At 61.0% G+C, this 22915-nt stretch carries 14 protein-coding genes; 3 read left to right on the forward strand and 11 right to left on the reverse strand.

The features are described from left to right. Positions 1–61: 61 nt before the first annotated feature. The 3 genes from V8J81_RS20175 to V8J81_RS20185 are packed head-to-tail and all read right to left on the reverse strand — an operon-like array spanning position 62 to position 4049. Complete coding sequence (locus V8J81_RS20175) at positions 62–850, reverse strand: carnitinyl-CoA dehydratase (protein WP_368477534.1); 789 nt, start codon at positions 848–850, stop codon at positions 62–64. Beyond that, on the reverse strand, positions 847–2889 hold the full coding sequence (locus tag V8J81_RS20180; RefSeq protein WP_368477535.1) for an acetate--CoA ligase family protein: 2043 nt from the start codon (positions 2887–2889) through the stop codon (positions 847–849). The genes V8J81_RS20175 and V8J81_RS20180 overlap by 4 nt, the downstream gene beginning before the upstream one ends. Continuing rightward, positions 2889–4049, reverse strand: coding sequence for an acyl-CoA dehydrogenase family protein (locus V8J81_RS20185; protein WP_368477536.1), 1161 nt, complete (start codon positions 4047–4049; stop codon positions 2889–2891). Before V8J81_RS20185 ends, V8J81_RS20180 begins: the two co-directional genes overlap by 1 nt. 76 nt (positions 4050–4125) lie before the next feature. Between V8J81_RS20185 and V8J81_RS20190 the strand changes: the two genes are divergently transcribed. Together V8J81_RS20190 and V8J81_RS20195 are read left to right on the forward strand one after the other, a co-directional pair. Continuing rightward, on the forward strand, positions 4126–5070 hold the full coding sequence (locus V8J81_RS20190; RefSeq protein WP_368477537.1) for a GlxA family transcriptional regulator: 945 nt from the start codon (positions 4126–4128) through the stop codon (positions 5068–5070). Then, positions 5070–6650 (forward strand): 5-guanidino-2-oxopentanoate decarboxylase, encoded by a 1581-nt coding sequence (locus V8J81_RS20195; protein ID WP_368477538.1) that lies wholly within the window; start codon positions 5070–5072, stop codon positions 6648–6650. Before V8J81_RS20190 ends, V8J81_RS20195 begins: the two co-directional genes overlap by 1 nt. Positions 6651–6716: 66 nt before the next feature. Here the strand turns inward: V8J81_RS20195 and V8J81_RS20200 are convergent, their stop codons facing one another. From V8J81_RS20200 to V8J81_RS20225, 6 genes are all read right to left on the reverse strand, one after another. Further along, complete coding sequence (locus tag V8J81_RS20200; protein WP_368477539.1) at positions 6717–8372, reverse strand: ABC transporter ATP-binding protein; 1656 nt, start codon at positions 8370–8372, stop codon at positions 6717–6719. Between the two features lie 5 nt (positions 8373–8377). Further along, positions 8378–9307: an ABC transporter permease gene (locus V8J81_RS20205; protein ID WP_368477540.1), complete on the reverse strand. Its 930-nt coding sequence runs from the start codon at positions 9305–9307 to the stop codon at positions 8378–8380. Positions 9308–9320: 13 nt separating this feature from the next. Next, entirely contained in the window at positions 9321–10277 is a 957-nt protein-coding gene (locus tag V8J81_RS20210) for an ABC transporter permease (RefSeq protein WP_368477541.1), read from the reverse strand. An 89-nt stretch (positions 10278–10366) separates the two neighbouring features. Next, a complete protein-coding gene (locus tag V8J81_RS20215) occupies positions 10367–11935 on the reverse strand; it encodes an ABC transporter substrate-binding protein (protein WP_368477542.1) in 1569 nt (522 codons plus the stop codon). Positions 11936–12067: 132 nt separating this feature from the next. Next, positions 12068–13552: a M81 family metallopeptidase gene (locus V8J81_RS20220; RefSeq protein WP_368477543.1), complete on the reverse strand. Its 1485-nt coding sequence runs from the start codon at positions 13550–13552 to the stop codon at positions 12068–12070. Then, positions 13545–15500 (reverse strand): CocE/NonD family hydrolase, encoded by a 1956-nt coding sequence (locus V8J81_RS20225; protein WP_368477544.1) that lies wholly within the window; start codon positions 15498–15500, stop codon positions 13545–13547. Before V8J81_RS20225 ends, V8J81_RS20220 begins: the two co-directional genes overlap by 8 nt. Before the next feature lie 86 nt (positions 15501–15586). Between V8J81_RS20225 and V8J81_RS20230 the strand changes: the two genes are divergently transcribed. Continuing rightward, positions 15587–16120, forward strand: a complete 534-nt coding sequence (locus V8J81_RS20230; protein ID WP_368477545.1) for an RNA 2'-phosphotransferase — start codon at positions 15587–15589, stop codon at positions 16118–16120. On the opposite strand, the gene V8J81_RS20235 is transcribed toward V8J81_RS20230, so the two are convergent. Continuing rightward, a complete protein-coding gene (locus tag V8J81_RS20235; protein WP_368477546.1) occupies positions 16108–16506 on the reverse strand; it encodes a hypothetical protein in 399 nt (132 codons plus the stop codon). The two genes, V8J81_RS20230 and V8J81_RS20235, sit on opposite strands and share 13 nt — an antisense overlap. Continuing rightward, positions 16503–22907 carry a two-partner secretion domain-containing protein gene (locus V8J81_RS20240; protein ID WP_368477547.1) on the reverse strand — a complete coding sequence of 2135 codons (6405 nt, stop codon included), beginning with the start codon at positions 22905–22907 and terminating at the stop codon, positions 16503–16505. The genes V8J81_RS20235 and V8J81_RS20240 overlap by 4 nt, the downstream gene beginning before the upstream one ends. Positions 22908–22915: the final 8 nt, after the last annotated feature.

Genomic DNA, 22915 nt, shown 5'->3' on the forward strand with positions numbered 1-22915 from the left:
TGTCCTTGTCTGTCCCGCAGGTGACGCTCGCGCTATGCGCGTCGCCCCACCCGCCGTCCCGTTAGCGGCCTTTCCAGACCGGATCGCGTTTTTCGGCAAAGGCGCGGGCGCCTTCCAGTTGATCTTCTGAACGATAGAGCCGTTCGACCGTCTCAAACTGGCTTTTGGTGATTTTGTTGAGTGCGTCTTGAAACTTCATGTCCTCGGCCTCGCGCACGATCTCTTTGATGGCGGCATTCACGAGCGGCGGGCCAGACGCAATCAGTTGGGCCATTTCCCGCGCTTTATCCATCAATTGATCCGCCGGGTGCACGTGATTGATCATGCCCCACCGCGTGGCTTCTTCAGCGTCCAGCCAGCGCCCGGTGAACAACATTTCCATGGCAATGTGATACGGAATGCGCTTGGGCAATTTGATAGAGGCCGCGTCTGCCACTGTGCCGGAGCGGATTTCTGGCAAAGCAAATGAGGCGTGCTCCGCCGCCAGAATAACGTCGGCGCTGAGGGCCAGTTCCAACCCGCCGCCGCAGCAGATGCCGTTCACTGCCGCGATCACCGGCTTGTTGAGGCCACGCAATTCCTGCAACCCGCCGAACCCGCCCACGCCGTAATCGCCATCGACAGCATCGCCATCTGCGGCAGCCTTAAGGTCCCAACCCGGGCAAAAGAACTTCTCTCCGGCACCCGTCAGAAGCGCGACCCTAAGGTCCGGATCATCCCGAAATTCGGTGAAAACCTGCCCCATGATCCGGCTTGTGGCCAAGTCGATAGCATTCGCCTTCGGGCGGTCCAACGTCACCTCCAGCACGTAACCATTGCGTTCAGTTTTGATTGGATGGGTGTCGGTCATTGTGTGTCCCTCAATCGGATCAGGGCGTCGGCGGCGACGGCGCGAGTTGGTGTGCAGATCAGTGGGTTGACTTCAACCTCCAACACTTGCGCCGCATTGGCGATCACATAGTCCTGCACGGCCAGCACCGCATTGACAATCGATTGCCGGTTCGTTGGGTGTGCGCCGCGAAAGCCGGCCAAGAGCGGGGCGACCGTTAAGCCATCCACCGCTGCCTCGATTTCGGTGGGACCCACCGGCAGCAAGAGATGTACCGTGTCTGCCAGCAGCTCCGTCAATGTGCCGCCCGCGCCGAGGGTCAAGACGAACCCGTGAGCGGGGTCTGAGACGACGCCAACCAACAAGTCTGCGACCCCGTCGGTGATCATTTCTTCTAGAAGAAATTCAGTCGTAGGCATCCGATCTGCGGCTTCAGAAACGTCTTTTGCTTTGTGTAGATTCAAAGCGACAGCGCCATTCTCCGATTTATGGGCAAAGCCTACGCCCTTCAGGACCATGGGGGGCTGCAGTGATTGCGCAGTGCGTCCTGCCTCCGCGCTGGAGGTCGCGTTGAATCCCTTCGGAACGCCAAGACCATGCGCTGATAAGGCCGTTTTTGCCTGAACCTCAGTCAGCATGATGGATGCCATGTCCGACATGGTGACCGGTGTGAGGACCGGATCACCTGGCGTCGAAGGCGGAGGCTGCGCGGCAAGTGCGATTGCGGAAAGGGCATCGTCCAACCCGCACAAGGGCGGTATCCCATCGGCGATGAGCTCGGCGGCGATTTCCTCAGGCAGTGTTTCGGGTAGGGAAGAGACAACCGTAATCGGCTTTCCGCTTTCCCTGGTTGCGTCCTGAATCGCATCGATGACGATGTCCCACATGGAGGCGTCGCAGCGGTCGCCGCGCGGAAAATCCAGTACGACGCACCCAATCGACAGCGAGGGGTCCATCATTGCTGAAAAAGTGGCGGCCATCGCGGCGCGGTCACCCCAGATGTAGGTGTGATAATCCAGTGGGTTGGCGAGCGAGACCTGGGGGCCGAGGGCTTTGCGCAATGCCCCTTCTTGAGACGCGTTCAGTGCAGGAAACTCCACGCCACAGGACAGGGCGGTATCCGCCATCAGGCTTGCTTCGCCGCCTGAGCATGACATGGAGGCGATCCGTGCGGACGCCAAAGGGCCCGTAACGTGAAGCAGCTTAAGCACCTCTAGAAAAAGCGACAGCGATGTGACCTTGCGAATACCCAGCCGCGCCAGAAGCGCGTCCGACCCTGCAGCGCTCCCGGCAAGGGATGCGGTATGAGAGATGGTGGCTGTCTGTGCCTGCTCCGACGCACCGATCTTCAGCGCGACAATCGGTTTGCCCAACCTGCGCGCGGCTTCTGCCAACGCCTCAAAACGCCTGAGATCGCCAATCCCCTCGATATGCAGACCGAGCGCTGTAACACGGTTATCCGCAAGTGCGGCCATGCCAAGCTCGGCCAGATCGACCTGCGCTTGGTTACCGGCTGTCAGCAAGTACGCAATCGGCAAACCCCGCTTCTGCATCGTAAGGTTCAATGCGATGTTTGAGGATTGCGTGATGATCGCAATACCGCGATCAACCTGCACCATTCCATGCTGGTCAGGCCACAACGCGGTTCCGTCCAAACCATTGATAAAGCCGTAGCAATTTGGCCCGAAGATGGGCATGTCCCCAGCCGCATCCAGGAGAGCATCTTGCACTGCGCCACCGTCGGCCAATTCTTCAGAAGCTTCCAGAAAACCAGATGCGAAGCACACCGCGCCGCCTGCGCCGCGCGCCGCAAGGCTACGGATGATCTCAACTGTTGCGTGGCGATTGACGCCGACAAAGCTCGCGTCGGGCGCATCCGGAAGCTCTGAAACATCGGCGACCGCGCATTCGCCTGCCACGGTGGTACGTGTCGGATGCACCGGCCAAATTGGCCCCTTGAACCCAAAGGCGCGGGCCTCGCGGATCACGTTTTCGCACCAAGCTCCGCCGCCAATTACGGCAATGCTTCTGGGTCGCAACAGGCGGGATAGATCTCGCATCAGGCACCCAAGGGGCGGAACAAGTCACGGGAGATGATGTGGCGCTGAATTTCACTCGTGCCGTCCCAGATCCGTTCCACCCGGGCATCTCGCCAGAACCGTTCAATCGGGAAATCGTCCATCAGCCCCATGCCGCCATAAATCTGCAGGGTCGTGTCTGTCACCCGCGCCAGCATCTCGGTGGCGTAGACCTTCGCCGAAGCAATCTCTCGGTTCGCGGGCAGCCCTTCGTCCAGCCGCCAAGCGCCTGCGAGGGTCAGGTAGTCGGCGGCATCGATCTCTGTAATCATGTCGGCGACTTGAAAGCTGACTCCCTGGAACTTGGCGATCTGCTGGCCGAACTGTTTGCGCTCGGCGGCGTAATTCAAGGCATAATCAAAGCAGCGCCGCGCGCGCCCGACACTGAAGGCCGCGACGGTCAGCCGAGTTGCGTAAAGCCATTCGTTCATCACAGCAAAGCCGCCATCGACCTCGCCCAAAACCTGCGCGTCGGGTAGGCGGCAATCATCGAATTCGAGGATGCAATTCTTGTAACCGCGGTGACTGACCGAGTTGTAACCATCGCGCACCGCGAAACCCGGATGGCCGCGATCCACAAGAAAACAGGTGATCCGCTTCTTCGGCCCGCGCGGGGTTTCATCCACGCCAGTTGCAACAAACACGATAAAAAAGTCCGCGTGATCGGCGCCGGATATGAAGTGTTTTGAGCCGTTTAGAACCCAATCTCCACCATCCCGCACGGCAGAACACTTCATGCCGCGTACGTCCGACCCGGCATCCGGTTCCGTCATGGCCAGCGCATCCATCCGCTCACCGCGCACTGCGGGCAGCAGGTACCGCTCGCGCTGCTCACCCTCGCAGGCCATCAGGATATTCTGTGGCCGTCCGAAGAAGTGCGTCAGCGCCATGGAGCCGCGCCCAAGCTCTCGCTCGACAAGCGTGAAATCCAGGTGGCTCAGGCCCGCGCCGCCGACCTCCTCGGGGAAGTTGCAGGCATAGAAGCCAAGGTCGATCACCTTCTGCTTGAGATCTAGCGCAAGATCGCTTGGAACTTCGCCGGTGCGTTCAACCTCAGCCTCATGAGGGTAGATCTCGTTTTCAACAAAGCTGCGCACGGTGGAGACGATCATCTCCTGCTCATCGCTCAGGCCGAAATGCATGGACTGCCCCCCTTGTATGACACTGTGAATAGCGCATAGCTTGCGACCCAATTCCATGCAGATCGCGGCCAGATCCATGCAAGAAACGAAAAGCATCAGCCTTCTCTTGTTTGATGGTTTTTCGAACCTCTGCTTGGCCAATGCGGTAGAGCCGTTGCGTGCAGCCAACACGCTTGCACGATCAACACTCTACTCCTGGGCATTTCTCAGTCTTGGCGCGGAGGAGCTTTTCTCGTCCAGTGGCTTACCCGTTTCGCCCCAACCAATGACGCCAGCTGACAAAGGCGACGCTCTATTTGTCATGCCAAGTTATCGCCACGAGACCTGGGCAAATGCTGCAACTGCCCGCGCACTTCGTGGCGCATCCCAACGTTTCGAACGGATGGTTGGGCTTGATACGGGCGCTTATCTTCTAGCGCATGCAGGGTTGCTCGACGGACGTCGCGCAACCTGCCATTGGGACATTCTCGAAGAAGCGTCCGAGACTTTTCCACAAGTCACTTTCACCCAAGACCGGTACATGATTGACGGAAACCGCGCTTCTTGCGGTGGTGCCACGACGACGCTCGACCTAATGCTGGCGCTGATTGAAAAGGATCATGGCGCAACGCTTGCGCTCGAAGTGGCGGCCCTGTTCATGTACGGCGAACGTGACCCGCTGACCGACCCGAAGCGCCTGATCCCCGATCATCGCAAAATCCAGGCAGCTGCTGCGTTGATGCGGCGTCACATCGAAAATCCAATACCATTGGCTGATATCGCAAAGGGCGTTGGGTTAAGCCAAAGAGGGCTAGAGCTGGCCTTTCGCACCCATGCGGGCCTACCACCTGCACGCCTCTATCGTTCAATCCGGTTGGCCGAGGCTCGCAGACGGATGGAACAGACCCGCGACAGCGTCGCCGAGGTGGCCTTGCGTGCGGGCTATAAGGATGCGACCGCTATGACGCGCGCTTTTAAGGCCGAATTTGGGATAACACCGTCCGCTGCACGCGCCGCGAAACTGTCTGAGGGAGGGATGTGATGAAAACGGTGGGCGAGGCGCTGATCGCGCATCTCGAAAAGCGTGGCGTCGATACAATCTTCGGCATTCCCGGTGTCCACACGGTTGAGATGTATCGCGGACTGGCCGACAGCGCGATCCGCCACATCACCCCCCGGCATGAGCAATCTGCAGGCTTCATGGCCGATGGCTATGCAAGGGCAACGGGCAAACCCGGCGTGTGCCTGCTGATCACAGGGCCGGGCGTTACCAACGCGATCACGTCAATGGCACAAGCGCGGGCGGATAGTGTGCCGATGCTGGTGATCTCTGGCGTGAACCGTGTGGCGACACACGGGCACGAGGAAGGCTTCCTGCACGAATTGCCAAACCAGCACGCAATGATGAGCGAGGTCTCGCTTTGGTCCCACACGCTGCACCGGGCGGAGGATCTGGACCGCGTCCTGACCCGTGCTTTCACGGTGATGACCAGCGCGCGCCCGGGGCCTGTTCACATTGAGGTGCCGCTGGATGTGATGAAGCAGATGGTCGACGTGCCGGATCTGCTTCCACCTTTGCCGCAGCCCACGCGCCCCGCCATTGAACCGCTCCTCGAAACCGCGCGGCTACTCAACGCGGCGCAACGCCCCCTCATTCTGGCAGGTGGCGGGGCAGTTGGCGCGGCGTCGGCTCTTCGTGTGCTGGCCGAGCGGTTCGACGCGCCTGTCGTGACCACCACAAACGCGCGCGGCATCCTCGGTGGCAGCCCGCTTGAGCTTTGCGCCAGCCCCAGTTTGGCAAGCGTACGGAAAGTCATGGCGGAGGCCGACGTCGTGCTGGGCGTGGGAACGCAATTCGGCCGCACTGACTACGACATGTACGAGGATGGGGGATCGCCTGATTTGTCGTATTTGATCCGCATTGACTGTGATGCCGCCCAGATCAGCAGGGGGCGCGTACCGGATCTTCCCATCGTCGCGGATGCCGCCATCGCAATAGCCGCTTTGGTGGATGTCACAGGTGGGATCTCAAAAACACACGATGCCGAGCAAAGGGTCATGGACTGCTTGGATGCAGCCATCGCAGAAATCGGAGAGACCTACGCCGCACAGATCGCCATGCTGCACATGATCCGCGACGTGATCCCGGGCGTGCGCATTGTGGGCGACAGCACGCAGGCGGTCTATGCGGGCAATCTGGTATGCCAAATGAACAGGCCGCGCAGCTGGTTCAATGCCGCCACTGGCTATGGAGCGCTAGGCTTCGGCGCACCGGCGGCCATCGGCGCCGCGTTGGGCGATCCCGAAGCCCCCGTCGTTTGTTTGACGGGTGACGGAGGCCTTCAATTCGTCATGTCCGAACTCGGCACAGCCATGGACGAGAAAACGCCCGTGATCTTCGTCGTTTGGAACAACAACGGCTATCAGGAGATCGAGCGGTTCATGGTCGATAACGCGATCAAACCAGAAGGTGTCAAACCGACAGCGCCCAATTTTTTGCAGGTGGCACAGGCCTATGGAATGCCCGGCGAGCGCATCGAAGGGACGGCTACGCTTGCGTCCGCGTTGGAACGCGCAAAAGCCGCCGGGTCCGCCTATCTCATCGACATGATTGTGGACTGACGCGCGCCCATCTTTGTCCTCGAAATATGCCGGGGGTTTGGGGGCTGGCCCCAAATTCGCTTAGGGTCAGTTCCCAGCGCTCTCCACACCGGCTCCAGCCCCACCTGCTGCCCGTTCCTCCAGCAGCTTGTCGAGCCAGTCGGGGTCCATTTCGGGCACCGACGAGAGCAGCAATTCCGTGTAAGGATCATGGGGCGGCTGGAACATCTCCGATTTCGGGCCCTGTTCCACAACCACGCCTTCTTTCATCACCACCACCTCATCCGCGATGGATTTCACGGTCGCGAGGTCGTGGGTAATGAACATGTAGGCCAGATTGAATTCAGCCTGCAGCTTGTCGAGCAGTTTTAGGATACCCTCCGCCACAAGCTGATCGAGCGCGGATGTTACCTCATCACAAATGATGAATTGGGGCTCCGCCGCCAAGGCACGCGCAATCCCGATCCGCTGCTTTTGGCCTCCCGAAAGCTCCGAGGGCAGGCGGTCGATGTAATTGTCCGGCTCCAACTCGATCAGGTCGAGCAGGTTGCGCACACGCTCCTCCAGCGCCTTGCCGCTCAGCCCGAGATACATCTGGGCAGGGCGCCCGATCAACTCCCGAAGTTTCTGCTTCGGGTTCAGGGCCGTGTCCGCCATCTGGTAGATCATCTGTGCCTGGCGCAACTGGTCCTTCGTGCGGCGGCGGTAGTCCGGGGGCAGGGCGGTGCCGTTGAACAAAACCTCACCCTGACGCGGCGGCAGAAGCCCTGTAATCACGCGGGCCGTGGTCGATTTGCCCGACCCGGATTCGCCTACAACCGCGACAGTGCGGCGGGCATGGATATCGAAGTTGATGTTCTTGAGTACATCCAGCGTGCCATAGCCCGCCGTGACGCCTTTCACCGAGACAACCGGCGTTGTCCCGGCCTCAACTGGCGGCTGCTCTGGCCGCGCATGGCTCCGCACAGCCCAAAGGGATTTGGTGTAGTCCTGCGTGGGCGCGTTCAGCATCGTGCGCGTGTCGGCCTCTTCCACCTCTTCGCCTTTCAGCAGAACTTTGATCTTGTCGGCCATCTGCGCCACGACGGCGAGGTCGTGGGTGATGTAGATTGCTGCCGTATCAAATTGTTCCACGATGTCGCGGATCGCCGCCAAAACCTCGATCTGCGTGGTCACATCCAGCGCGGTTGTCGGCTCATCAAAGATAATCAGATCCGGGCGGCATGCCATTGCCATTGCTGTCATGGCGCGCTGTAGCTGCCCGCCAGAAACCTGGTGCGGGTAGCGGAAGCCGATCTCGTAAGGGTTGGGCAATTGCATCTTTCGATACAGATCCACCGCGTCGCTGTTTGCTTCGCCGCGCGACATCACCCCATGCTGCACGGGGCCTTCGGCATATTGATCGATCAGCTTATGCGCAGGGTTAAAGCTCGCCGCCGCCGATTGCGCCACATAGGCGATCCGCTTGCCGCGCAGGTCGCGGCGTTTGCCTTCGCTCGCTTTGCGCAGGTCGATCCCGTCAAAATCAATTGTTCCGCCAGAGATGCGGCAGCCGTCGCGCGCGAAGCCCATCGCGGCGAGACCAATGGTCGATTTGCCCGCGCCGGATTCACCGATCAACCCCAGAACCTCACCCTTGTGTAGGGTCAGGTCGACACCTTTGACGATCTCCAGCCATTCCTCATCAGCACGGCCTTCGATGCGCAGATCACGGATTGTCAGAAGCACTTCTTTGTCAGACATGTCGGTTACTCCTTCAATCCGCTGGCGCGGTGCAGCTGCCAATCGACCACGAAGTTCACGCTGACTGTCAGCAGCGCAATCGCGGCGGCGGGCAGAAGTGGCGTGACGTTGCCGAACGTGATCATGGTCGCGGTGTCTTTCACCATGGCGCCCCAGTCTGCCGTCGGTGGCTGGATGCCGAGGCCCAGGAATGACAAGGCCGAGATTGTGAGGAACACGAAGCAGAACCGCAGACCGAACTCAGCCACAAGCGGGGCCATGGCGTTCGGCAGGATCTCCCGTGTGATCAGCCGCCACAGGCCTTCGCCACGCAGCTTCGCTGCTTCCACGTAATCCATCACCACGATGTTCATCGCGACCGCACGTGCCAGTCGGAAGACGCGGGTGCTGTCGATAAGGGCGATCACGATGATCATGTTGATGATCGACGTGCCCACGATGGTCAGCAATAGAAGCGCGAAGATTAGTGCGGGGATTGCCATAAGGACATCCACCGTCCGGCTCAGAAGCTGATCCAGCCAACCACCGACAACCGCCGCCAAAAGGCCAAGGACGGAGCCGATGATGAATGCAAGGGCGGTTGTAACGAACGCGATACCCACCGTATTCCGCGCCGCGTAGATCATGCGAGACAGCATATCGCGGCCCAGATTGTCGGTACCCAGAAGGAACTCGGGGTTGTCACCTGCGAACAGGAATTCCGGTCCCACGACCTCCGTTTCCGAGAACGGCGCGATGAGCGGCGCGAAGAAAGCCACGAAGATGTAGCACAGGATCATGAACATGCCGAAGCTGGCCGTCAGAGGAGCCGTTTTGAGCTCCTTTGAAATGCCACGCGGCGTGACTGCAACGGCGGCGGTGCGAAAGACCCAGCCTGAGGCCATGGCGGCAACGATGGCGACGGCGAGCCAGAGAAGTCCGGTTAGAAAACCCATATCCAGCCCTCCCTCAGCGACGGTGCACGAGGCGGGGGTTGGACAAGGTCGCCAACACATCCGCGGTGAGGTTTAGCAGCACGTAAGCCGCAGCGAAGATCAGGGCGACGCCTTGCACCACCGGCATGTCCCGCGCGGCCACGCTATCGACCATCAACTGGCCGAGACCGGGATAAACGAACACGACCTCGACCACGACCACACCGGTGATCAGGTAGGCGAGGTTCAGCGCGATCACGTTGATAATGGGCGCAAGCGCGTTGGGCAGGGCGTGCTTCACGATGATCCGCATCGGCTTCATGCCCTTCAGGCGCGCCATCTCGATATAGGGGCTCGCCAATAGGTTGATGATTGCCGCGCGGGTCATGCGCATCATGTGTGCGGTGACTACCAGCGTCAGCGTCAGAGCGGGTAGGAACGCGCGGTAGAGGAAATCTCCGAATTCGGGCGTACCCCGGAAATTCGCCATCGACGGAAAGGCGCCGCCTGCGCCAGCCAGAAGGAAAATTAGGATGTAAGCCACGAAGAATTCGGGGAAACTGATGGACGACAGGGCCGAGGCGTTCACGAACCGGTCGAAGAACGAATTGCGGAACAGAGCAGCTAGGATGCCGAGGATCAGGGACAGCGGCACAGCGATGGCAGCGGCATAGAGGGCCAGCCGAAGTGTGTTGCCAAGCCTGCGTCCAATCAGGTCGGCTACAGATTGGCCGTTTGCAAGGCTTTCGCCGAAATCGCCCCGCAGGATATCCGTCAGCCAGCCCATATAGCGAATGTGCATCGGGTCGTTCAGACCCAGTTGCTCGCGCAGGGCGGCGACGGTCTCCGGCGTGGCCGATTGGCCAAGGATCTCTTGCGCGAAATCGCCGGGCAAAAGTTCTGTGCCGAGAAAGATGATAAGTGACACGACGAACAGCGTCACAAGGCCAAGGGCCAGACGCTGTGCGATCATCGTCAGAATATGTGACATGGGGTCCCCTTTGGTGGCGCTGTCCCCCGCGCCCATCGGGTGAAGAAAACCCCGGGCCACATGTGCGGCCCGGGGTGTCGAAGCTCAGATCAGGAGGCAAACCACCAGCGTTCGCCGATCCGGTGTCCGTCATTGCGCCAGTTCGACGCGATCTGCTCGGGATGCGCCAGACGATCGCTGTAGGCGCCCACATAAGCCGCGAACATCGGGATGATGATCCCGCCTTCGTCGGAGACGATCTGCTGCATCTCGAAATACTGCTCGCGACGGATGTCTTCGTCGAGCTCCGCGCGCGCCGAGACCAGCAGTTCGTTAAAGCGCTCGTTCGACCAGTAGGTCTCGTTCCACGGCACGCCTTCCGCGTAGGCGGTGGCGAACATCCAGTCTTCGGTCGGACGACCACCCCAGTATGTGCCTGCAAAAGGCTTCTGCATCCAGACGTTGGACCAGTAGCCATCGTTAGGTTCGCGCACCACGTTGAGGTTGATGCCACCGGCAGAGGCGGACTCGGCGTAGAGAACGCCAGCGTCAAGAGCGCCGGCAAAGGCCGCATCAGCCAAGTGGATGTCCACATCGAGGCTTTCCATGCCCGCTTCACGCAGATGGAACTGCACACGGTCGGGATCATATTCACGCTGCTCAAGCTCGGTGTTGAAGAAGCGCTGGCCCGGGCCGATCGGGTGGTCGTTGCCGAGGGAGCCGTAGCCGTTGAGGATCGTGTCAACCAACTGCTGCCGGTTGATGCCGTACTTCAGTGCAAGGCGCACGTTCACGTCGTCAAAGGGTGCGGCGCGCGTGTCCATCGGCAGGCCGTAGTGCTGCGTGCCAGTAACGGACAGAACCTCGATCCCCGGCGCACGTTCCAGCAGGTGCACGGTGTTGAGATCAGCGGTGTCGATATAGTCGACCTCGCCCGAGATCAGGGCGTTCTGACGGGCCGCATCGTCGAAGATCACGATCTGCTCGATCGCGTCGAAATAGGGCAGGCCCTCTTTCCAATAGCCTTCGTGGCGGACGTACCGCGCGCCAACGCCAAACTCGATTTCCTCGATCGCGAAGGGGCCGCAGCCATCCTGCGTATTCGGGTCGATCGTGCCGTCAGCCTGCGCGGGCAGAATGGGCAGGTGATAGTCGGAGAGAACGAACGGGAAGTCCGCATTGCCGGCCGAAAGGGTCACGACCACGTTCATCCCATCAGCTGTCATGTCGACGATGTCTGCCACGATGGGCGCAGCGGCAGAGGTGCTGTCTTCGCCACGGTGGTGGTTGATCGATGCAATCACGTCTTCCGCGGTCAGGATATGACCCGAATGGAATTCAACGCCCGAGCGGATCGTGAAGGTCCAGGTTGCGGCATCTGCCGAGGCTTCCCAGCTTTCAGCCAGTTCAGGCACGAGGGAGCCGTCAGCGGCGATTTCGGTCAGGTAGTTGTTACGCGTATGCGCCTGGAAGATCATGAAGTCCGCTTCCCACGAACCGGGATCAAGCGCATCCGTCGTTGAGCCGTGGGCCATGCCCACGCGAAGTGTGCCGCCTTGGACGGGCTGTGCGCGCAACGGTGTGCCCCATGGTGTCACCAGTGCAGCAGCACCGATTGCCGTGGCCCCTTTCAGCACGCCACGGCGGCTGGGACTGGCAAAATCTGTCAGTTGAGTCATTGTCGTCTCCCTGTTTCATTTTTCAGGCGATCCGCCATGTGGGCGCTCGCGTTATGGTTTCATTCTGACTGCAAATATTATGTATTCAACCCGTTTATGGGGTTTTGGCCGCAACTTCGCGCCCGGTTGGACTCATGCAGGCGGACCATTTGGGCCGATCCGAACCCCTTTTCGAAGGTGTTTGTAAGGGACTTCTGTCAGGAGGCAGCCAAGTGCGCCGGGGCTGGCGACCGGGATGGTGGCCCGTGCAATCGGGTCAAAATCGGCGCGAAAGTGCACGGTGCTTTTAACCGCAATGATCCGCGCCTTTTCGGGGGTCAGGCCGATATGGCGAAAGTAAGCGAGGTCGAGGCATTGATTGCGCACCGAACTGACAACAACCTTCACGTCCGCGCCGCCTTCGGTCAGATGAAGTAAAGCCGTCGGCCCGATTTGGGCGGTGCCGCCGCCGTACATCGCGCCCTCGTAGACGACCTCGCCGTCACTCAGGGCCGCGACAGTGCATGTAGTCTCAAACGGTTCATCACCGAATTGCCCAGACTTTCCGCCTAGGCCGAGGGTTAGTTCTGCCCCTACACCTGCCTTATGCGCTATAGTTGCCGCTTGCGGGTCGTGCAGCACGCCGTGCATCGCGTTTTGGGCGCGCTCCGAGACAAGGGCGCGTAACAGACCGGTGGTATCGGATGAGCCGCCGCCGCCGGGATTGTCCTGCACATCCGCCAAAACCACAGGTTTTCCCGTCGGTAGCGACATCGCGCGTTGCACCGCTTCTGCGGGTGAAGGGAGGGGTTGGTTGAACTCAGTCTCCGCGGCAATGACCTGCGCGAAGAGATCGTCTGCGATCCGGTCGGCATCGGTCTGACTTGGCGCGTATGCGATGACGGACGCTCCGGTCGAGGGACAATCGCCTCCGCTGAACCCAGTTGCGAACTCGGCCCATTGTCCGGTGGCGTCGTATGCGGCGACGGCCGCATAGAGTGGCCCGGCCGGTGTCGCGCCAGTGAACTGGGCGTGCATGGGGATGATATAAGGTATTTGACGGAACGCCTTGGCAGGGCCATGCCCCTGCAAAATTTGGGTGAGCGCCCGGTAAGCTCGCGCGCCAGCGTCGGCCATGTCGAGATGCGGATAGGTCCGGTACATCGTGATGGCAGAGGCATGTTCGACCAGCTCGGGTGAGACATTGGCGTGCAGATCGAGGCTGATGACGATGGGCAGATTGGGGCCGACCTGCGTGCGAATGCGGCGCAGAAGCTCGTCTTCGCCGTCGGGTATGCCTTCGGCAATCATCGCGCCGTGCAGGTCGAGGTAGAGGGCGTCGATATCTGCGGGGATGCTATCGAGGATTTCGGCGCAGATGTTATCGAAGGCGCGGTCGGTCACAGGGCCGGAGGGTTCCGCCGCACACCACAGGATCGGATGCAGATTGGCCTCGGCGGCGGCGACAAACCCGGCGATGGGCAGGTTCATACCGTGGGTTTGAGTGATGACTTCCTCGCCGCGCAGGAAGGGTGGCCAGCTATCGGCCATTTCGAACTCGGGCAGGTCGGCTGAGAGGTGGCTGAAGCTGTTGGTTTCGTGCTGAAACCCGGCGATGGCGATGCGCGGCTTAGACATGATCCCTCGGGATATGTTCGGACCAATTGCGTTCAAAGATCAGCTTGTCGTTCTCTTTTGCGGCCAGCCGTGCCTCGACTATCCAATGGGTGGCGGTGGCGCGCAGGCGGCCCGTGGCGATGACTTCGGTTGCGATGCCGTCACGGATACGCAGGGCAGAGGTCTCCTCATGGGCTTCAAGGCTGAGCGGATCGCCGCGCGTGATCGACCAGCGTGCTTTGTGCGTGTCCTCAAACGTGAGGCCGTGTTCAGGATGGGAGCGCACGCCCGTTGTGGACGACTGCACGATAGTCGTTTGGCCGGTGGTGCGGTTGAACTGCGTGGTCCGACTGTCTTCTGCCGGAGTTTGGCGCGGATAGTCAGGCCGTGGGTCGCCAGCGGGCGGTTCGGCTACGTCGCAATCGCGGTAGGGCGCGCTTGGCAGATGCAGGGCAGCTTGGGCGAGATCGATTTGGGCCGTCACATCGGTGGGTGGCGGCAAGATCAGCGGGAAATAGGCCGTCGAGAGCGCGAGCCGCAATTTATGGCCGGGCAGGAGGCGGTAAGCAGTTGCGTCGAGCGTCAGGGTGATGTCTTCGGATTGGCCCGGCGTCATCGGCTGAGGGTCTGCGCTGCCGTGGCGGTGCGACAGGTTCAACACGCCCATGGTGATCCGGTGCGCGCAGCCGTCTGGGTGCACGTCCACCAGCCTGGCAATCAGGTTGCCCTGCGGGGCGTCAAAGGCGATAGGCAGGCGAAGAACGGGTGTTCCGATGATGTCGAGTGGGTCCGAGAGCGCCTCCGTCTCAAAGCAGAGGCTCCGCCCATCATCGGCGCGCTGATCGGCGGGCAGGTCCGTATCGCCGCCTTGGGTGAAGAACGCGCCGCCGTCGACGCCCGTATCGAGGGGTGAGCGTAGCGTTGCGGTTTCGGTGGTCGTCTCTGGCCCTAGCATGCCGGGAGAAAGGCGGAGAACAGTTGCGGTTTCTTGCGTCTGATCAATCTCAATCCAGCGTCCGGGTTCTGCATCGCGGGGCGCATCGGGGCGCACACCCTCGGACAAGAACATGCGGTGCGCGGGCAAATCCGGCGCTTCATCGCCGCGCAGGTGTTGCCCGAACCAAGATGCGGCCTCAGCCACAAAGTCCATGCGAGGGCCGGGCACCGCGAAATGGGGATAGAGGTGCACCCAAGGGCCGGTCACGCTACGTGCCTTGTCGCCAAGCCCTTCGCGCGCTTTCCAAGGCGTGTTGCGGTAACCATCGGCCCAACCCGCGATCATCAGGGCAGGCACCTCGATGGCGCTGAAATCCTCACAGATTGAGCCGTGCTGCCAGTAGTCATCGCGGCGTTGATGAGCGATCCACTTGAACGCGAGCGAAGGCATGTTTTCTAGACGGTCCAGCCATTGCGCGCGCCAACCTGACCCAACCACAGCGGCATCCGGCGGCACTGCGGCACGCCCCAGCATTTGCGTGGCCCAGTAGAGATTGGTCCCCATCTGCGCGCCGCCCTTGGTGTGGATGTCGTCGGCGAAGCGATCCACGGTGGAGGCGATGGAGATCACGGCCTTCAGGGCAGGCGGCTGGCGCGCGGCGACTTGCAGGGCGTTGAACCCGCCCCAGCTGATCCCCATCATGCCGACATGGCCGTTGCACCATGGCTGCTGCGCGATCCAGGCGATCGTGGCCTCTGCATCGGAGAGTTCGGTTTCGGAGTATTCGTCGTCGAAATGCCCGTCGCTGTCGCCGGTGCCGCGCAGGTCGACGCGGACGCCCGCAAAGCCCTGCGCGGCGAGGGCAGGGTAGGTGGCCTCGTCCCGCGGCGCCGTCACATCGCGGCGACGGTAGGGGAGGAATTCGAGGATCGCGGGGACGGGTGTGTTTGTCTCAGGCCGCCAAATGCGGGCGGCGAGGCGGGTGCCGTCGGACAGGGGGATCCAGACAGTGGGGTGGTCTTGGTGGGTCATGGGGGGACGGTGGCAAGATCGTACGGTGACGTCCAATACAATCGGATGCGATGGCCAAGAAGAGATGCGGATGCTACGAGCGCGGAATGGACGCCCAACTCGCCAAGATCAGCAAATTCCTCAGCTTTGTGCTGCGGCACAAACCCGATGCGATTGGCCTGTCGCTGGATCCCGAAGGTTGGGCGGATATCGATGAGCTTTTGCAGAAGGCAGATATCGAGATCACGCGTGCGCAGCTTGAGTCTGTGGTGAAGACCAATGACAAGAAGCGTTTTGCAGTGTCCGACGATGGCCTGTCCATCCGGGCCAATCAGGGGCATTCGATTGAAGTCAATCTAGGGCTAGAGCCCGTCGAGCCGCCGGACGTGTTGTACCATGGGACAGCCACACGGTTTCTGGAGCAGATCAAGGCCGAGGGCCTTTTGCCGCGAAGCCGGCAGTTTGTTCATCTGTCACCCGATGTTGCGACGGCAACAAGCGTGGGAAAGCGTCACGGAAAGGTGGTCGTCCTGACGGTTCAGGCGCGCGCGCTGCATGATCAGGGGCACGCCTTCTATCGCGCGGAGAACGGGGTTTGGTTGACGAAATTCGTGCCGCCGGAGAGCATTCAGGAAAGCTGAACCGACGCCGCCACGATGTGCACGACTTTGTTCTCCGACGTCCAGAACATCACGTAGTGGTTGCAGTCTCGGGTAAGGCCGCTTTTGGCCCAATGGGCGACCCAACTGGCAGAAAGATCAGAGTTTTCCGCCTTAATCACAGCCCCACTTACAAAATCCGCCTCGTAAGTGCCTGGCGCAATTGAAGCTGGGCCCGGGAAAGAAGAGGTCGAAACGAAGCAAACCCGATCAAAGGTGAGTGTTGCGGTGCGTTGGCCGCCGCCCTCCGCATCGAAGGAAACCACGACCGTGGCTTTCCGACCATCCGAGGCAACAGATACCTTGTTTTCCCCATGCCCGGGCATGAGTGGCTTGAGGTCATGGATGATTTCACTGGGCAACTTCATTCCCCTGTTGGAAGAGTTGGAGAGCCAGTGTCAGGAAGGTCGTTGTTGTTGAGTTGATTCGTCGCCAATTCATCGAAAGTGACGTCCACGCCGTTATCGTTGGTATAAGCGACCTCACCGGTCCTTTGGGTGCCGTACCATTCACTTCGCGGGACCCCGGCGTTTTGAAGAGCCGTCGACGTTCTCGTGTTGAGTATGAGACGCACGCCGTTCAAATCCACGTAGTCGACTGGGATATCGGACGGGCTGACGTCTCCGTTTAGAATTGCTGTTGCCAAATCATCAACTGTAACAATTTCATATCCGGCCAAGTCCGAATAGATCTGCTGGCCGTCCGGGCTAAACTCGCGGTCAGAGCGAATGCTGGTTTGGGCAAAGTTTGCGTCGTCAACGCTGCCGATTGTACTTCCGTTTCGGCCAACCGATGGAACCCCCCCCAGATCGCCAAGGCGACGCAGAAGGTTTGCCGAGCCAGCGGTCAAGCCGACCGTTCCAGTCGCGGCACTCGCGGCGTAGACGTTGAATTCGCCCAGGATTTCTCCGGCATCTTCAAAACGGCCCTCCGCCATGGCGGTTTCCATGGCTTCCGCGCGGGAGGCGAGGCCAGCCTGTACATTTGCGGGCAGCTCATCGAAATTCTCGATGAGTTGAACAAACGCCTCCATGCGTGCCGAATTGCGGTCTGCAGCACCGGTAAGCTCACCTGCGCCGACAAGCATCGAAGCTTGGTCCGCGCCGAACAGAAGCATGGCTGAGAACCCGCCAACGACTTCGCCAGCGGCACCCCGGATCATACCGGTGCGCAGTTGTTGGGTTACGAGGTAGGCACCCTCTAGGATGTCCCGCTCAAGTTCATTTTGGGCTGTGAGAAACGCATCAATGGCTTGATCGTTTCCTGACGCAAACACCTCATCCTGAGCTGCAATGAGGCGAGCGTGGACATCCGTTAGTTCCTGCAGAAGGCCCATGACTTGCAATGTACCAGCCGCGCGCCGGACTTCTGCCGGTAGGTCTGACAACTCCTCCGGAACCAAACGATCTACAGTTTCGTAGGGTGCAAACCGCACTGAATCTAAAAGGATGATGTCGGTCGCAGAGAGGATACCCTGCAATCCGTCGAATTGCCGTGGCGCCCAATCGCTGAGCGCGGCATCGTAGAACTCGCGGTTGGCAACAACGTGATCGAGGTTTGCCAGAGTATTGCGGCGCAGCTCGGGGTTGGTTTCGTTCAGGAAACCCATCAGGCCGCCAAGACCGTTTGTGAAGGTTTCGCCATTTTGCGCGATCAGGATATCGATATGAACCTGAGCGTCCGGGTTATCTGCGATCTGGTTTGCCGCGCGGTTATCCACGTTGCGCATGGCCTGCAGTGTCAGTTCCTGCAACCATTCTTCTGCGGTTTTTCCGTCTACGCCGTCGAGCGATTGTGCATAAGCTTCAAGCGCCTGAATTTCGCGCGTGTGGAGCTGGCGGTTGTTCTCGTCCAGCGATGTCGCGATGGCGCCCGCAAGGCTTGCACCGCCGGCGTTGCCGTCATTGGCGATCAGCACAGCGGCCGTTGCGATAAGGCCTGTCAGTTCGGCCTGGCGTTCTGCCGAAAGATTGGTGTTTCCGATAAGCTCGCCTGACAATGCCGCAACCGCTGCACCCAGGGCACCGTCGGCGAAATCCTCACCCAAGAGTTCGGCTGCTAGACCGCCGGCCACGGCGTGCGCGATAACGTGGGGGAAGGAGCCTTCTTCAAGGCCCGCCTCGCTGACGATATCCCCGATTTCGTTTTGAACGATCGAAAGACCGCTCATCACCATCGCATTGGTCCAGCTGTCGAACAGCGCCTCGCCGAAGTCACCGCCATTGATGGCCGTGCTGACGCCAGCATTGACGGTCGCACGGATCAAATCCGCCTGCAGATCGCGGATCGCGACTTCGGTGAACGTTGCACCCTCTCCGAGCGGTCCAGAAAGCGCGGCCGCGTCCACTAGATGGGAACCCAGACCCGCTGAGACCATGGCCGTGATCAGGCCACGGAAGCTGTCACCGGAGGCTAGTTCTTCCAGCACTGCGCCGATATCGCCGCCGTTGTTCACCAGAGAGACGGAAGCGGTGCTGACGAGGTTCCTAAGACCGGCCTGGATGGCCGCTTCGGCAGCCCCTCCCGTTGCAAAACCCAAGCCTTGTGTGATGGACTCAGCCCAACCGGCAGTGAGGCCAGACGTGGCGAACGACACGATTGTCGTCACCAGCAGTGCGCCGGCCTCCGTCAGGCCTTGGCTCTCATAATCCCATTCCTCGAACGCCGTCTCGGCGGCTTGCCAGTAGACGCCGTCTTCTAGCTCGGCGAGGTCGGCCATCCACTCAAGCCCAGGGGCCGCGGCCAATTGGGCGATGCCTTCGTTGAAATCACCCGTAGCCACGTAGTCGACAACGATGTCGCCGCCTGAGATGATCTGCAGGCCACCGCCCGCTTCGATAGTGGTGAAGGTGCGCGAGATTTCCGAGCTGCCTTCATCTTCTTCGTTCCACCACAGCAGGTCTTCTTCGCGGAATTCGTCGCGGGTGAAGGCGCTGTCCTCGGTCGTCAGGATTGAAACGGTGCCTTCCTCTGCGGCGATCACCGTTTCTCCACCACTTTCGAGTGCGGGAGCTTCCAGCGTTACGTCGCCTTCGCCGGATGCAATCGTCAGGTTGCCGCCTGCGCTTATCGTGGTTTGTTCGGTCGTGACCTCTTGATCCTGTTCGCGGATGTCGGTGTCGACGCCGAAGAGGCCGCCACCATTGATATCCCAGACGACGTCTTCCTGTTCGACCTCCTGGACGGAGGAGATGGTCACATCGCCTTCGGCCGTCAGCGCGGCGTCACCGCCTGCCTCAATATCGGCCCCGGCGATGGTCAGGTCTTCACCGGCATTGATCTCCAGATCGCCGCCAGCAGTGACGCCGGCCAATTCCGCATCGCGCGTGAAGCCGCTATCGGAGCCATTGCCGAATTCGTCTTCGCGGCTGGTTTCAACCATAAGCGCGCCGATGGCCACGTCGCCGCCTGCGTCGAGGGTTGCATCGCCACCGGCAGTGAATTGGCCGCCTTCCGACGACAGATCGCCTTCGACGTCGATGTCGAGATCGCTGCCCGCGGCGATTTCACCGATCTGCTGGACGCGGTCGGCGAAGCCATTGCCGGACTCGTCGCGGATCAGGGCGGTGGAGTTTTCCAACTCGCCCGCATCGACGTCGATGTCGCCACCAGCGTTGATCTGGCCGGAGACGTTTGCGAGGCGACCTTCCACGTCCAATGCGGCGTCGCCGCCCGCTTCGATCTGGCCACCGATATTGATCAGGTCAGTATCCGTTGCGATCTCAAGATCCTGTTCGGCGGTGATGGCACCTGTGTTGGCCACAGTGCCTGAGTCGATGTCGACATCGGCTGCTGCGATCTGTGCGCCGGCGAGCGAAATCCCTTCGGCCCCATTTGCGCCGAGGTAGACGACGGGGACCAAAACGGCCTGACCATCGATGATCTGCTCTTCCAGCCAGATGATGTTCTCGGTCAGGGCGGCGACTTGTTCAGGGCTGAGCGCGACGCCGGGGGTGAGTTGCAGGCCTTCAGCGGCGTCGACGGCGTTGTCGTACATGCGCGCCATCAGATCGCGCAATTCATCGGGATCGTCTGCGGCGCGTCGGCCTGTAAGGGCGAAAAGCTGTTCCTGGATCAGGCGCGCTTCGACATAGGCATCGCCAAAGCGACGCTGCGTGATGTTGGCGTCATAGCCACCGATCTGTTGCAGGAAGTAGTCCGACGACAGGAAGCGGCTGACGTCGATGAATTCATCGCGCGTCTCAATGAGGAACGGCGCGTTGGGGTTTTGCGTGGGCGTGAACAAGGCCGAGCGGTTGAGGATCGCGTTGGGGTTCACGGAGCCGATCAGCGGCGGGGCCGACAGGGCGCGGCCTCCTGAGCTGAGGCCGACCTGAGCCACGCCATCGCGGACAGCATTGTTGCCGAGATAGCCGGTGACGGTGGCGGTCAGAGTGCCACCTGCCTGAATTGTCGAGAACACCGCGCCTGTGGTTGCGGTTGTTGTGATTGGAACGCCCGTGGCCGAGCGGTCGCGCCAGGAGCGATTAAGGCAGAAGCCCAGAATGCGAAGCGTGCAAACACGGACCCGATAGTGCGTGACGGTCGTGCTGATGTTCGTTTCGATGAGGTCCAGACCGGTGTTCGTGACCGTTCCAGCGTTTAGCGTCATGTCGCCGCCTGCTGCAATCTGGCTGTAGTTGTTCAGGATCGTGTTTGCATTGATGGTCAGATCGCCGCCTGCGAGAATTGCGGCAGGCGCGTCTGTTCCTGGCTGGACCACCATGCGGGTTGTTTCGGTCGTTTCGACAAACCGCGTGGTGTTTGAACGGTTCAGGCCGCCCGGGAAATCCGCAAGGTTGGTGCCTTCGCGCACCGTGGTTTCGGTTTCGGTGATGACGGTCGGCGCTGTTTGACTGTTCTCTACGCTTGTGGCCGCGATCAGGATCGCGCCGGTGATCGCCTCGATCTGGGCAGAGCGGTTCAGGACAGAGGCCGCCCGCGCGCCGCTTTCGCCGCGAATGGTGATGCCACCTTCGGCGATGATATCCGCCATAAGGTTCTCAAACGCGCCATCCAGGCGCATCGTGAGGTTCTGACCAGCGTAGATCAGCCCACTATTGGTGATGTCGCCAATGGTGGTGAGGTTCACATCGCCATCGGACGAGCCCAACGCATCGGAATTGGTGATGTTCGCGCCCTCAACGCTAAGCGCGCCTGCCATGACGATGGAGCCGGTGTTGTTGAAATTGCCACCCGCGGACAGATCGCCGGTGGCGCCGCCGCGAATATCGCCGGAATTGGTCATGGCGCCGCTGGCGGTCAGGGCAAGTGCGCCGCCTGTATCCAGGTCGCCGGAATTGGTCAGCGCGCCGGATGTTGCTTCAAGCGTCGCGGCGCCTGCTACGTCAAAGTCCGCCGATGTGTTCAGCGTTGTGCCGGTGGCCATTAGATCGCCGCCGATGGCGTAATCGCCACCTGTGATCGCAAGGGCGCCGGGGCTGGTAAGGTCAAAATCGCCGCCGATCATGGCGCTCGCGCCGTTGGCTGTGAGCGCCGCGGTGTCGAGCGCCAGATCACCCATAATGGTAAGGGCTTCTGCGCCGCCGGATTGGTTCAGCGTCATCGTGCTGAAGCTGAGATCGGCGTCACCCGCAGCGGCGATACGCGCGCCCGTTGCGTTCAACGCGCCACTGCCGCTGAAAGTGAGGTCGCCGGAGGTGCCAAGCGTGCCGGCACTGTCCATGCCCGCAGCCGCCAAAGCGCCACTGCCTAGCGTCAGACCGCCACTGGTCGTGACAGTCAGATCGCCTTCCGCCGCTACGGTCGCGTTGTTCGCCAGTTCGGCCGATACCCCTTCGAGGGTGATCGCGTCGCCCGAAAACAGGGAGGTTTGCACCACCACAGGTGCCGCAGAGCGCACAGTGACAGGCCCGGTGGCCTGCGCGCGGCCAATGACCAAACGGCCATCTGCGGTCAGCGTCATGCCGCCTGCGCTTGCCGCCATTTCGCGCGGCGCGCGCACGGCGACGCCAGCTTCGGTCGACAAGAGCGTAATGCGACCCGCGTAGAGGCCACCGACGGCTGTGCTGTCGATGCCGAAGGCAGGCCCGGTGCTGCCATCATCGGCCAAAGCTGTCACTGCGCCGCTGTCATAGGCAAAGGCGTTCCGGCCTGCTGCAACGCGGACCTCATCGCCGCCTGCAACCGCGCCCTCGAACGTCACCTGACGCGAGATAATGTCGAACAGCCTGACATCGCTCAGATCTGCGCCGTTTGCGCCGATTAGGATGTCGCCGCCGTTGACCGTGAAGCCTTGCAGCGTGCCGCCGTTGACATCGGGTGTGCCCGTGGTGAGCACGGCACGGGGCGTGCGAATGAACCCACAGCCATTGCAGGTGATGCCATTGGGGTTGGCCACGATCACATCTGCCGACTGACCGGCCACTTCGATCACGCCGCCAAGCTCGGACCTATTGGTGCCGGCCACTTCGTTCAGGATCACACGCGCCGGTGCCACACCGGTCAGGTTCGGGTTGCCGGGGACCACGCCGCCCAATTGGCTGTTGCCGAAAGTGCCGTTCTGGTTGTTCAGGATCAGGCCCTCGGACCCGACGTTAAATTCCCCATAGAGGTTGTGGGACAGCCCGCCCGCGTTTGGCGTCGCAATGTCGATGAGCGGCACCCCGTTCGGCGCCGTGTTCACGTTCAGACCGCCGGTTGCGGCGGGGTCCACCGTGACCTGTGCCAGACCGGCCTGCGCCCCGAAGCTGAGGGTCGCGCCAAGGATAAGGCGGGAGAGAAGCGAACGTGTCGAAATCAAAGCCATGGGTCAGC

The sequence above is a fragment of the Gymnodinialimonas sp. 202GB13-11 genome (assembly GCF_040932485.1).
GTDB lineage: Bacteria > Pseudomonadota > Alphaproteobacteria > Rhodobacterales > Rhodobacteraceae > Gymnodinialimonas > Gymnodinialimonas hymeniacidonis.

Coding starts and splice junctions, on each gene's coding strand:
- V8J81_RS20240 (WP_368477547.1), bottom strand. CDS start 22,907: ATGGCTTTGATTTCGACACGTTCGCTTCTCTCCCGCCTTATCCTTGGC.
- V8J81_RS20180 (WP_368477535.1), bottom strand. CDS start 2,889: ATGCGAGATCTATCCCGCCTGTTGCGACCCAGAAGCATTGCCGTAATT.
- V8J81_RS20225 (WP_368477544.1), bottom strand. CDS start 15,500: ATGACCCACCAAGACCACCCCACTGTCTGGATCCCCCTGTCCGACGGC.
- V8J81_RS20190 (WP_368477537.1), top strand. CDS start 4,126: ATGCAAGAAACGAAAAGCATCAGCCTTCTCTTGTTTGATGGTTTTTCG.
- V8J81_RS20230 (WP_368477545.1), top strand. CDS start 15,587: ATGGACGCCCAACTCGCCAAGATCAGCAAATTCCTCAGCTTTGTGCTG.
- V8J81_RS20215 (WP_368477542.1), bottom strand. CDS start 11,935: ATGACTCAACTGACAGATTTTGCCAGTCCCAGCCGCCGTGGCGTGCTG.
- V8J81_RS20185 (WP_368477536.1), bottom strand. CDS start 4,049: ATGCATTTCGGCCTGAGCGATGAGCAGGAGATGATCGTCTCCACCGTG.
- V8J81_RS20210 (WP_368477541.1), bottom strand. CDS start 10,277: ATGTCACATATTCTGACGATGATCGCACAGCGTCTGGCCCTTGGCCTT.
- V8J81_RS20175 (WP_368477534.1), bottom strand. CDS start 850: ATGACCGACACCCATCCAATCAAAACTGAACGCAATGGTTACGTGCTG.
- V8J81_RS20195 (WP_368477538.1), top strand. CDS start 5,070: ATGAAAACGGTGGGCGAGGCGCTGATCGCGCATCTCGAAAAGCGTGGC.
- V8J81_RS20220 (WP_368477543.1), bottom strand. CDS start 13,552: ATGTCTAAGCCGCGCATCGCCATCGCCGGGTTTCAGCACGAAACCAAC.
- V8J81_RS20200 (WP_368477539.1), bottom strand. CDS start 8,372: ATGTCTGACAAAGAAGTGCTTCTGACAATCCGTGATCTGCGCATCGAA.
- V8J81_RS20235 (WP_368477546.1), bottom strand. CDS start 16,506: ATGAAGTTGCCCAGTGAAATCATCCATGACCTCAAGCCACTCATGCCC.
- V8J81_RS20205 (WP_368477540.1), bottom strand. CDS start 9,307: ATGGGTTTTCTAACCGGACTTCTCTGGCTCGCCGTCGCCATCGTTGCC.